Source organism: Chryseobacterium urinae (assembly GCF_030518295.1).
Classification (GTDB): Bacteria; Bacteroidota; Bacteroidia; order Flavobacteriales; family Weeksellaceae; genus Chryseobacterium; species Chryseobacterium mucoviscidosis.
In genome coordinates, this window is the sequence record NZ_JAULSJ010000022.1 from 42,249 (window position 1) to 54,474 (window position 12,226).

At 38.3% G+C, this 12,226-nt stretch carries 8 protein-coding genes; 2 read left to right on the plus strand and 6 right to left on the minus strand.

Features of this window, described 5'->3' with window-relative positions; translation table 11 throughout:
* Nucleotides 1–59 precede the first annotated feature (59 nt).
* Nucleotides 60–1,157, plus strand: a complete 1,098-nt coding sequence (locus QWT87_RS14235; protein WP_302716678.1) for a serine hydrolase domain-containing protein — start codon at nt 60–62, stop codon at nt 1,155–1,157.
* Between the two features lie 104 nt (nt 1,158–1,261).
* Here the strand turns inward: QWT87_RS14235 and QWT87_RS14240 are convergent, their stop codons facing one another.
* The 6 genes from QWT87_RS14240 to QWT87_RS14265 form a co-directional block, all read right to left on the minus strand.
* The gene (locus tag QWT87_RS14240) at nt 1,262–2,023 is read right to left on the minus strand and encodes a phospholipase D family protein (protein WP_302716680.1); all 762 of its coding nucleotides are present in this window, start codon (nt 2,021–2,023) and stop codon (nt 1,262–1,264) included.
* A gap of 247 nt (nt 2,024–2,270) precedes the next feature.
* On the minus strand, nt 2,271–3,089 hold the full coding sequence (locus tag QWT87_RS14245) for an alpha/beta hydrolase (RefSeq protein WP_302716682.1): 819 nt from the start codon (nt 3,087–3,089) through the stop codon (nt 2,271–2,273).
* Nucleotides 3,090–3,191: 102 nt separating this feature from the next.
* Nucleotides 3,192–5,912 (minus strand): TonB-dependent receptor plug domain-containing protein, encoded by a 2,721-nt coding sequence (locus QWT87_RS14250; protein ID WP_302716684.1) that lies wholly within the window; start codon nt 5,910–5,912, stop codon nt 3,192–3,194.
* A gap of 133 nt (nt 5,913–6,045) precedes the next feature.
* Nucleotides 6,046–8,379, minus strand: coding sequence for an ATP-dependent helicase (locus tag QWT87_RS14255; protein ID WP_302716686.1), 2,334 nt, complete (start codon nt 8,377–8,379; stop codon nt 6,046–6,048).
* Between the two features lie 87 nt (nt 8,380–8,466).
* Nucleotides 8,467–8,829, minus strand: a complete 363-nt coding sequence (locus QWT87_RS14260; protein WP_087707650.1) for a response regulator — start codon at nt 8,827–8,829, stop codon at nt 8,467–8,469.
* Between the two features lie 3 nt (nt 8,830–8,832).
* Nucleotides 8,833–10,686 (minus strand): PAS domain-containing sensor histidine kinase, encoded by a 1,854-nt coding sequence (locus QWT87_RS14265; RefSeq protein WP_302716688.1) that lies wholly within the window; start codon nt 10,684–10,686, stop codon nt 8,833–8,835.
* 184 nt (nt 10,687–10,870) lie between these two features.
* Between QWT87_RS14265 and QWT87_RS14270 the strand changes: the two genes are divergently transcribed.
* Nucleotides 10,871–12,184 carry a M16 family metallopeptidase gene (locus QWT87_RS14270; RefSeq protein WP_076395751.1) on the plus strand — a complete coding sequence of 438 codons (1,314 nt, stop codon included), beginning with the start codon at nt 10,871–10,873 and terminating at the stop codon, nt 12,182–12,184.
* The last annotated feature ends 42 nt before the right edge of the window (nt 12,185–12,226 follow it).

The following is a 12,226-nucleotide window of genomic DNA, read 5'->3' on the forward strand; positions in this document are numbered from 1 at the left end:
AGGTTTTTAACTATTCCTTGTTATGATGATCTAAAAATTAGAATTTAAACTAATTTCGTATGAAAATAAAAAATCTATTTTCTGTTCCTGCTTTTTGTTTTTTAGCATTATCCTGCAGTTCTTCTGATGATACTACGGAACCCTTTTCAGATCCGAACAGTACGGTTTCTACAACAGAAGCCATGTACTTTCCTCCTTCCAACAGTGATGTATGGGAAACCAAATCTCTTTCTTCATTAAACTGGCATCAGGAAAAAGTTCAGGATCTTCTGACGTATCTGGAAACCAAACATTCTAAAAGTTTCATGATCCTGCAAAACGGAAGAATCGTTATGGAAAACTATTTTTCGGGACATACTTCTACTACACCTTGGTATTGGGCAAGCGCGGGAAAAACGTTAACCTCAACGGTAACGGGAATTGCAGAACAGGAAGGATTTATCAATATCAACAATAAAGTTTCCACATACATCGGAACCGGCTGGACAAGCGCTCCATTGGCAAAAGAAAATTTAATTACCTGCCGGAATTTACTGACAATGACTTCCGGTCTGGACGACAGTCTCGGAGATAATGTAAGTCCGGCAAATCTACAGTACAAAGCCGATGCAGGAACACGATGGGCGTATCACAATGTCTATGTAAAACTTCAGGATGTGGTTGCCGCAGCAACGGGACAAACTTGGTCACAATATTTCAATGCCAAACTGAGGGATAAAATCGGGATGACGGGAAACTGGATTCAAAGTGGTGACAACAGTGTATATTGGAGTACGACGAGAAGTATGGCGCGTTTCGGACTGATGGCTTTAAACAACGGAAACTGGAACGGAACACAGATCATCAATTCCAATTATTTTCAAAGTGCGACGAATACTTCCCAAAGTATAAATTTAGCCTACGGTTATCTGTGGTGGCTGAACGGAAAGACAAGTTATCATATGCCGCAGACTCAGTTTCAGTTCAACGGAAAACTGATTCCGAGTGCGCCGGATGATATGTTTTGTGCTTTAGGAAAAAATGATCAAAAAATCTATGTCGTTCCAAGCAAAAAACTCGTCATCATCAGAATGGGCGATGCTGCAGACAATGTGAATCTTGCTCTTTCTGATTTCGATGATGTTTTGTGGCAGAAAATAAATGCGGTGATTAATTAAAGTGAATGGTGAATTTGCTCTGCAGTCAATTGTGAATTTTTTGCTTAAAAATTTAATCCAACGTAAATCAACTATCAACTATCAACTATCAACTATCAACAAAATTAATTATCCGGTTCTTCGTACAACTGACTTCCCCAAAACTGAATATCTCTTTCCGGAAGATTGGAATGATAAAAAATTTCTTTAACTTCTTCGATGATTTTAGCAACGGCTTCCGGATCGGTTGTTCGTATTCTGGTTTCGTGGTTGTCTTTCACGCCGCTTCCTGTGAAATTTAAAGAGCCTAAATAAGCAATTTCGTCATCAATAATGTAAATTTTACTGTGAATGAAGGTTTTATTGGTAGAATTTCCGCTATTCGGAGAAACAAAAACCTTGAAGGGAAAAAGCTGTTTGTAGCTGTAATGATACACTTTTGTCTTTTTTATTTTTTTAACGATGGAATCTCTTATCAGAAACATTAAAATGACAATAATAAATCCGTAAGCAAGTTTAAGATTGTTTAAAAGGTACATCAACGGAAGCAAAACCACGCCCAAACCGATCATGGCAAAAAGCAGGGTTCCGGAGAGGCTTACCAGATTGTCTCTTGTCTGTTTTGCCATTTCGTCAACGTGTTTATTCTGAATAATCAGTTTGTGAATATTCTTATCATAGCCGTAAAAATCCTCGATTTCATCGCTGGTAACCAATCTTATTTTAATTCCTCTGGAATGAAGGTAAATCAGCTCTTTAATTAAAAAAGGAGAAAGGTAAGGGGAAACAATTTTCACATTTCTCTGAGCATTTCTGATATCCTGCATCATTTTAGCTCCTGCACTTTTTCCTATATAAATATCACAAACCGCATTGTTGTAAAACATACCCATCGTTCGAAATCATTTTATTTTCGCTCCAAAGAAAGAAAAAATAAAAAACTTTGCAAAATAATTGGGCGAGAAGTTGGAGGGTGGAAGATGGGAGTTAGAAGCTGGAGGATGGAAGTTTAAAATCTGTATGTATATTTATTAACATCAAATTTTCCTGCTTCTAACTTCCATCTTCCCGCTTTAGCCTACCTCATCATACTTCCATCTTCCATCTTCCATCTTCCATCTTCCTTCCTCCATCCTATCTCCTGCCCTTTTCCACTCTTTTAATTTCGTTGATAAGCAAAGGAAAAGCGGGTTGCGCCATTCCTCCGTGATCAAAGCCCTGAAGTTCATATAAAGTGGTTTCTTTATGACCTTTCAGCTTCATCATTCGCGCCATATAAGCATTTTCTTCATATCTTCCGAGCAGCTCTTTCTCGCGGTCTCCGGTAATTAATAACAAAGGCGGTGCATCTGCTCTTATGAAATGCAGCGGTGCATATTCGTCAATTCTGGCATCCAGTTCATCAATTCCTTTTTCTTTTCTTGTGGTAAAATGCGAGATCATCTGTCCGCTGAAAGGGATAATTCCAGCAAATTTATTAGCATCAATTCCGTATTTGTTCAGGTACATTTTATTTAAACCTACCATAATGGCAAGATAACCTCCCGCAGAATGTCCTGAAATAAAGACAAGATCTTCACTTCCTCCATAATTTTTAATATTCTTAAAAACCCATGCTGTTGCTGCGGCTGCATCTTCAATGTATTTCGGAGCATTAACTTTCGGAGAGAGTCTGTAATTAACTCCAATCACGGCGATTCCTTTATTTTTAAGCCCTTCCGGAATTTCCTTTTCACCTCCGGTTAAACCTCCGCCGTGAAACCAGATCACCGTAGGAAAATTTTTCACATTTTTCGGAATATAAATATCCAGCACGCATCTTTCATTGATGTAAGCATCAGATTTACTGGTTTTTTCATCATAATAATGGATATTATTTTCGGTGAGGTATTCCTGAGAAAAAAGCGGTGTGGAAAACAGGGTAAGAAGTAAAAATAGCAGAATCCTTTTCATTGTATAACTTTTATGGTTTAAAGATACAAATTGTCTTTCAGCCAAATAAAAAAATGAACCTGGAAAAACCGGATTCATTTAAGATTGAGAATTAAAAAACACTTAAAAATTAAAGTTAAGTCTTGAGAATACAAATCTTCCGTTCTGCCCAAACTGTGAAGTCGATCTTGAGTAAATAAACTGATCGTTATTGGAAGAAGCAGGAAGGTTTTTCGTTGGGTAAATATCAAACAGATTATTGACACCAACAGTAAGTCCTATATTTTTGGTAAACTGATAAGCCAGAGAAACATCGGTAATGATTTTATCTGTAATTTCCTGATGTTCATTCGGAGAAATGATGCCGTCTCCGTTTGCATCGATAATATCGGCGCTCGTTACCTTTCCGAAGTAGGTATTTCTAAGATAGAAAATGGCATTTCCCCACGTAAGCTGATTGGATAAGCTGGCTTTTACTCTGGGAACTGCTTCTTCCAGATACACTCTTGATGCTTCGGAAAAATAAACATTTTCCAGATTTGAAGACTGTAGTAATCCGGATGAATGGATGGCTCCGACTTTTCTGGTCTGGTTAAGATTGATCGCAAAATTATTATCCAGTTTGATGTTGGAGAATTTTGCATTATGCGCAAGAACAATATCCAGTCCTCTGGTTTCCGTATCTATTGCGTTGGTAAAAAGCTGTACGGCATTTACTCTTTCGGCATCGTAAATCAACTGCGTTGCCGGAGAAACGGCAGATCTTGCAAACTGACCGGTAAGCAGAATTCTGTTATCAATTCTGATGAAATATCCGTCTGCGGTAAGCGTAAGTTTTGCCGAAGGAATTTTATAGGTAAATCCTACACTTGCAGATTTTGAAGTTTCCTGTTTCAGACTTGGTATTTCCAATGAATTGGCAACTTTTGAATCGTTGCTGAATGTTCCCACTTCCAGAAGCTGTCCGTTCGTAAACAAAGTTGATGTTACATTATAATAAATCTGATGAATGGAAGGCGCTCTGAATCCTGTAGAACCTGCAAACCTGAAATTAAGGTCTTTATTTACTTTGATTCTTGAAGCTAATTTATAATTGAATGTAGAACCGAAATCTGAATAATTTTCATATCTCACGGCTGCATCTGCCAATAACCAGTTGGTAAAATTGAATTCAACATCTGCGTATCCAGCAATTGCCTGTCGGTTTTTATTTACTGCGTTTTCTGGTTTAAATCCACTGAAAACCTGAGAACCTCCCGGAAGTGTAGCGCCGAAAAAGTCGGTCGGACGAACTGTATTTCCGGTCCAGAGATTTCCGGAAACATCATACGTAGCGTAAGATGCTTCTTCTCCTGCTGTTATTTTGAAATTTTCGTAACGGTGTTCTGCTCCAAAAGCCACATTGATTCCGCTCCAGACATCATATTTCTTTGAAAAATCTAAATTGATTGTATTTTGGGAAAATCTTAAACCTCCTGTATCAAATTCATTCGGAGAATTGAATCTTAAAGAGGTATTTCCGGTATTTTTAATATCATAACTGAAAGAATTCTGCCCGAAAGTATTGCTGAAATCGATATTCCAGCCTTTCCAGTCTCCTTTAATTCCTGCGGAAAGCGAAAGATCCTGAATATCTGTTCCGATCTGCGGCAGATAACCATTGGGATATAATCCTGTAAATGTTCTGCTTTGGTTAGGTCTTCTGAAAAATCCTCCCGAAGTTCCGTGTCTGAAACTGTATCCGCCAAAAGTATAAACTTTCCAGTTGTCGTTCAGCGGAACTTCTACATTGGCAAAAAGCTGATGGTTATTCAGTTTAGACTGTCCCACCTGCATATTGAAATCTTTTCTGGACAAACCTCTGTAAGCCAGTTCCTGATCCGTCACATTCGTATTTAAAATTCCCTGTAATGCGGAAATTGTATTCGCCGACTGGATCTGGTTCTGCAATGTCGGAGAAAAATAATTAACTTCCTGTGCATACTGATGAATATAATTGATGATCTGCTGGGAATTCGGAGTATTGTTAATATTCGTGAAAAAGGATGAAAGATTCACGCCGTTGTTTAAAGCACGCTGTTCGATCGCGTTGTAAGCATTGAAAATGTTTCCGCTTTCTGTTCCCGCTCTGTAGGTAGGATTTCTGAACTGGGATGTCCATGTAATGTTGTAAAATCCGCCTTTCTTTCCGATTTTATTTCCGTAATTAAGGTCTACCTGAATATTCTGTCCGTCAAAATCTCCTGTATGATCGTTGGCTGTCGGGGTAAGATTTCCGCCATAGCTTAGTTGTCCCGTCAGTTTTCCGGTATCTCTTTTCAGTCCTAAATTGATGACTCCGGCAATGGCGTCCGAACCGTACTGTGCAGAAGCACCGTCTCTTAAGACTTCAATTTTATTAATGGCAAAAGACGGAATGGCATTAAGATCGGTTCCTACTGTTCCTCTTCCCGGAGATCCGTTTACATTGACTAACGCGGAAGTGTGTCTTCTTTTTCCGTTTACCAGAACCAAAACCTGATCGGGACCCAACCCTCTGAGCTGTGCAGGATCCAAATGATCGGTTCCGTCTGCATTGGTTTGTATGGTTGATGTAAACGACGGTGCAATAAAATTAAGGATTTGTGCAACGTTTGTTTGCGGTAAAATAACCGAAGATTCTTTGATATTGAAAACGTCCACCGGAACCGGGCTGTCTACTTTAGACCTTGCTCCGCCTCTTGATCCCAAAATAACAACTTCCTCTAAGTTGTTTGTTTTTACTGTATCTTTTTCCTGTGCGTATGCAAATGTTCCCAGGAAAAATAATACCGATGCCGAAAAAATAGTTTTTTTATTCTTCATACATTCCTCACTTTAAATTCATGTTTTAAAAGTGCAAATGTAAATTATATTTATTAGTCCACAAAATTAATAGACTAAAAGAATTCAGAAAATGAATATTGTCATCTTCTATTTTTTAAAGTTGAAATGAATTTTAGATCTTAGTGAGTTTCGCGTATTTCAGGATAAGATTTTTCTCGCCTTCATGCTGAAAGACTACTTTGGCTTTGATATTCTGAGGATCAGTTCCGTCGAGGAAAGTTACTTCTCCGATTCCGAAACGGTCGTGTCTTACCTTATCACCAACTTCAATATCCTGAGAAGAAGCTCCGCTCGGATTGATGATTTTTGCCGTACTTACAGGTTTCAGTTTGCGTGGTTCTGCAATCGGTTTTGAGCTGTCGCTTCTTTCGATGGTTTTCTTTTCCACTTTTTTGAAACTTCTCATTTCGGAAGGATGCTCATCGAAAATATTGGATTTGATGCCGGAATTGTTGATAAAACGTTTTTCAATTGCAGGATTTACAAATTCGATATATTCTTCATCTATTTCACTTAAAAATCTTGAAGGTTCCGCATCGGTAATTTTCCCCCACTGGAAACGTGAAACGGCATAAGAGAAAAACACCTGCTTTTCGGCTCTCGTTAAAGCAACATAGAAGAGACGTCTTTCTTCTTCCAGATCTTCTCTTGTGGAAGAACTCATGAAGCTCGGGAAAAGGTTTTCTTCAAGCCCCACCAAATGTACAACCGGAAATTCAAGACCTTTTGAAAGGTGAATCGTCATTAGCGAAACCATATCCTCTTCATTGTTCTTATCCTGTGTATCGGCAGAAAGGGCAATGTTTTCAAGGAAATTCGGTAAGCTCGGATCTCCGTCTTCCAACTGCATCTGTTCTTCAATGAATCCCTGCATTGAGTTCATTAATTCCTGAACGTTTTCTACACGGGAAATTCCTTCGGGAGTCTGATCGTCTTTTAAAAATTTAATCAGTCCGCTTCGCTTTGCCACTTCCATCGCAACGCTGTACGCAGTTTCCGTTTTCAGCAGTACCTGAAAGGCTTTGATCATGGACCAGAAGTCGTTCAGTTTGTTTAAAACACCGTTGTTTAAGCCTAAATGTGGCGCATACATCGGTAAATTATCCAAAACTTTTGAAACGGCAACATTCTGTGCATCTGCAAAAACAACCAGTTTATTCTGGGTGGTTTCTCCGATTCCTCTTGCAGGATAGTTGATGATTCTCATCAACGCTTCAGAATCGTTTTCATTGACTAAAAGTCTCAGATAAGCGATGAGATCTTTTACTTCTTTTCTCTGGTAGAAAGAGAGACCTCCGTAGACTTTGTAAGGAATATTTTTTCTTCTCAGTGCATCTTCAAAAGCACGCGTCTGAGAGTTGGTTCTGTATAAAATGGCAAAATCGCTGTATTTTCTCTGCTCACGGTTTCTGGTTTCCCAGATGTTTCCGGCAACGAAATTCGCTTCATCGGCATCGGAAAGAGAACGGTATACTTTGATTTTCTCTCCTTCTTCATTTTCGCTGAAAACATTTTTCTTGAACTGCTGAAGGTTTTTCGCGATCACTACATTCGCAGCATTTACAATATTCTGGGTAGAACGGTAATTCTGCTCCAAAGCGACCGTCATTGCATCCGGATAGTCTTTTTTAAAGTTCAAAATGTTGTAGATATTCGCGCCACGGAAGGAATAGATTGACTGTGCATCGTCTCCCACGACACAAATATTTTCAAATTTTGAGGCTAAAGCTTTAACGATAAGATACTGAGAATGGTTCGTATCCTGATACTCATCCACAAGAATGTATCTGAATCTGTCCTGATATTTTGCTAATACTTCAGGGAAACGGGTTAACAATTCGTTGGTTTTTAACAGCAAATCGTCAAAATCCATCGATCCGTTTTTGAAGCACTGCTCTACATACCGCTGGTAAATCTGCCCGATAAATTTCATATTGGCTTTTTCATCTGCTTCCATCAACTCAGGATTGTTGAAATAAGCTTTTACGGTGATGAGGTTGTTTTTATAGGTCGAAATTCTTGCCTGAACTTTTTTGGGTTTATACAGATCGGCATCAATATTCATGTCCTTCAACACTTTTTTGATGACATTTAATGCGTCCTGCTGATCGTAAATGGTAAAGTTGGAAGGATATCCCAAATAATGCGCTTCATTTCTCAGAATTCTTGCAAAAACAGAGTGGAAGGTTCCCATCCAGAGACTTCTTGCATTGCTCTGTCCTACTACTTTTGCAATACGTTCTTTCATTTCTTTTGCCGCCTTATTGGTAAAGGTAAGCGCCAAAATATTAAAAGGATCGTTTCCGTTGGTAATGAGATGGGCAATCCGCATGGTAAGTACACGCGTTTTTCCGGAACCCGCTCCTGCAAGAACCATTAATGGTCCCTGTAATGTGGTAACGGCTTCGTATTGTGATTCATTAAGTCCTTTCAGATAATCCTCCATGCTGCAAAAAATTTTTGGGAACACAAAATTAGTGTATTATATGGAGAATTCAAATTTTGGATTTTGATGTTTCAAGAAAATCTGTTTTTATTTAATATACGTTCTCACACGGGAAATCATATCTCCCATATCGAAAGGTTTTGCGATAAAATCGTTGGCTCCTGCATCAAGAGCAGACTGCTCCAGTCCTCGGCTTGCGGACATAATAAGCACCGGAATATCGCGTAGCTTTTCATCGGCTCTTATGGTTCTGCATATATCTCTTCCGTCTTCTCCGGAAAGCCACATATCCATGAGGATAACATCCGGTTTTGGCTGTGTATTCAGTGCATCGAGCATATCCGATCCTTTATAGAACTTGGCAACGGTAAGTCCTTCAAGCTCCATCATCATCTCAATAGAATCAACAATTGCAGGACTATCATCCAAGACTAAAATTTGTGTAGACATGTTTTATATTTTAATTTTAGGTATTTCGAAGCAAAAATCAGACCCCTTTCCTTCCACGGAGTGAACATAAATTTTTCCTCCGGTTCTTTTGATGATCTCCGAGGAGATGTAAAGTCCTAATCCTAAACCCGGAAAGGTATGTTCTTTTGTTCCGCTTACCCGGTAATATTGCTCAAAAACTTTATGCTGTTTGTCTTCGGGAATTCCGATCCCGAAATCTTTCACACTGAATTTTATCATATTATCTTTCACCTGAGTAGAAACAATCACTTCATCTGCATCAGGAGAATATTTGATGGCATTGCTGATGAGGTTGCTCATCACCTGAGAAATACGGTGCCTGTCTGCGGTTACTTTCCCGATCTCGCCTTTCTTGAAGATAATTTTGTGTCTTGCCGTCATCTGCTGTTCTACAACAATATCTTCCACAAGCTGATCAAAATCAAAATCAGATTCATTAAGCTGGATCTGTCCTTTCTGAATTTTGGTTACATCCAGAAGATCATTTACAAGCTCCGTCAGTTTATCAATCTGGTCGTTCATTCTTTTTGCCACCTCTGCATTTTTATAATCGCCTTTTTTATTAAGGTTCATTTCAATAAACTGGGTGTAGAGTTTTAAACTGGTAAGCGGAGTTTTAAGTTCATGACTGGCTATGCCCAGAAAGTTATCTTTTTGGTTCTGCAGTTGTTTAAAATCATCTATATCGGTAAAAGTTCCGATCCACTGATGTATTTCTCCGTCGGGATTAAGATTGGGAACTGCTCTTCCCAGAAACCAGCGGTAAACTTCCGGGTCATCGGGATCCGAAAATTCATATTCTACTTCAAAAGGTTTCCCTGTTTTTACACTTTCTTCCCAGATTTTTAAAATATCAGGATAAACTTCAGGTCTTATGATATTTTTAATGGCGTCATTGGCATCTGCTTCTTTTTTGAACTTCATGTATTTGTACCAATTGTCGTTCATATAAGTTATTTTGCCATGCTTATCGCAGGTCCAGACAAACTGAGGCATAGAATCCACAAGATCTCTGTATTTTTTTTCACTTTCCTGTACTTCTTTTCTGGCTTTTACAATATCGGTAACATCTACTGCCATATTAAGGATCGCATAAACTTCCCCATTGGAGTTTTTAAGCGGTTTATAAGAAAAGTTGTAATAAAAAGTCTGAAGTTTGCCGTCTACTACAAGATCTGCAGGGTCTTCTGTTGCAGAATAGGTATTTCCTGTTTTAAAAATTTCTTTTAATAAGCCGATAAATGGCTGTCCTTCCAGTTCGGGAAGTGCGTCTTCGAGCTTCATTCCTATTACGGAGGCATCTTTTCCCCAGGTTTTCAGCATCCTGTCGTTGGCAAGCTCTATATATAAATCTTCTGAACGATAGATCGCGGTAGAATAATCTGACTGCCTGATAAGGTCTTCAAAACGGTACTCACTTTCTAAAAGTTTCTGCTCGGAAATAACGTGCTCGGTAACTTCTGTGGCTACAACACTTACTCCGGTAATTTTGTGATCTTCATTATACACAGGTGCATAAATGAAATTAAAAAAGTGTTCTTCGTAATTTCCGAATTTTTCTAAAAAAACCGACCATTTATTGCCTTTAAAAACTTCTCCTGTCCTGTAAACATTGTCTAATATTTCGAAAATTCCCTGTGGTCTTATTTCAGGAAGCACCTCTTCAAGCTTTTTTCCTATAACGGATGCATCTTTTCCCCAGAGTTCAAGAATCTGCTGATTGGCATTACTGATGATAAAATCTTCCCCCATAAGCAAAGACATCGCTACCGGAGCCTGACTGAATAATATTTTAAGCGACTCATGAGAGATATTCTGGTCTAAAAAGTTTTTCATTACAATAATGGTTTCTGTTTTACAAAATTAATTTTTATTCTAAACTTTCACTGAAAATATGATACCACTTTTTAACATAATAAAATTTTATTTCAAAGAAGTGCTTTTAAAGCTAATTTTATTTTGATTATAATGTAACAATTAATGTATTTTTGGAACTAATTGACAAAACAATTTCTACTTTATGAAAAAGCGACTTCTTTCTGTTGCTGCAGCGGCTTTCTTCGGAATGGCTCTTAATGCACAACAAATTAAATTCGAAGAGTATGACTTACCAAATGGTCTTCACGTAATTCTTCATCAGGACAACTCGGCTCCGGTTGTAACAACGGGGGTAATGTATCACGTAGGTGCTAAAGACGAGGTAAAAGGAAGAACAGGTTTTGCACACTTCTTCGAGCATCTTTTATTTGAAGGAACACCTAACATTAAGAGAGGTGACTGGTTCAAAATAGTTTCTTCAAACGGGGGACAAAACAACGCTAACACAACGAATGACAGAACGTATTATTACGAAACTTTCCCATCAAACAACGAGCAGTTGGGTCTTTGGATGGAGGCTGAAAGAATGCGCCATGCGGTGATTAATCAGGTTGGTGTGGATACTCAAAGAGAGGTTGTAAAGGAAGAAAAAAGATTGAGAATGGATAACCAGCCTTATGGAAATCTTTTCACAACAGTACAGAAAAATCTATTCACCAATCACCCATACAACTGGCCTACAATCGGTTCTATGGAGGATCTTAATGCTGCGAAATTAGAAGAATTTCAGGCATTTTATAAAAAATATTATGTTCCAAACAACGCTACTTTGGTAGTAGCAGGAGACATTAAGCCTGAACAGACTAAAAAATGGATTAAGGAATACTACGGAGGAATTCCAAAAGGAACGGTTTATCCGAAAGATTTCCCGAAAGACGCTCCTATAACTCAGGAAAAAGAAGTAACGGCTACAGATCCTAATATTCAGCTTCCTGCTTATGTATTTGCGTACAGAACGCCGGGTAATAAAGAGAAAGATGCTTATATTTTAGATATGCTTTCTTCTTATTTAAGCAGCGGAAAATCTTCTGTTTTGTACAAAAAATTAGTGGATCAGGATAAAAAAGCGCTTCAGGTACAGGCTTTCAATCAGGGTCTTGAAGACTACGGTATTTTTGCATTCTTTGCGATCCCGATGGGACAAACAACAAAGGCTACTTTGCAGGCAGACATTGATGCAGAGATCAAAAAACTGCAGACGACTTTAATTTCTGAGGAAGATTATCAAAAGCTTCAGAACCAGTTTGAAAACCAGTTTGTAAATTCTAATTCCAATATTCAGGGAATTGCTGCTTCACTGGCAACCAACCACGTTTTGATGGGCAACACAAACCTGATTAACAAAGAAATTGATATCTACAGAAGCATCACAAGACAGGATCTTCAGAATGCAGCTAAAAAGTATCTTAATTCCAACCAAAGAATAATCATTAATTACGTACCTGAGAAGAAGTAATCTACCGGTATTTAGGTTAAAATGATTATTAAAAATTAAATT

Excerpts from the sequence above, each read along its gene's own strand:
- QWT87_RS14240 (WP_302716680.1), bottom strand. The coding sequence starts at position 2,023 with ATGTTTTACAACAATGCGGTTTGTGATATTTATATAGGAAAAAGTGCA.
- QWT87_RS14235 (WP_302716678.1), top strand. The coding sequence starts at position 60 with ATGAAAATAAAAAATCTATTTTCTGTTCCTGCTTTTTGTTTTTTAGCA.
- QWT87_RS14265 (WP_302716688.1), bottom strand. The coding sequence starts at position 10,686 with ATGAAAAACTTTTTAGACCAGAATATCTCTCATGAGTCGCTTAAAATA.
- QWT87_RS14260 (WP_087707650.1), bottom strand. The coding sequence starts at position 8,829 with ATGTCTACACAAATTTTAGTCTTGGATGATAGTCCTGCAATTGTTGAT.
- QWT87_RS14245 (WP_302716682.1), bottom strand. The coding sequence starts at position 3,089 with ATGAAAAGGATTCTGCTATTTTTACTTCTTACCCTGTTTTCCACACCG.
- QWT87_RS14255 (WP_302716686.1), bottom strand. The coding sequence starts at position 8,379 with ATGGAGGATTATCTGAAAGGACTTAATGAATCACAATACGAAGCCGTT.
- QWT87_RS14270 (WP_076395751.1), top strand. The coding sequence starts at position 10,871 with ATGAAAAAGCGACTTCTTTCTGTTGCTGCAGCGGCTTTCTTCGGAATG.
- QWT87_RS14250 (WP_302716684.1), bottom strand. The coding sequence starts at position 5,912 with ATGAAGAATAAAAAAACTATTTTTTCGGCATCGGTATTATTTTTCCTG.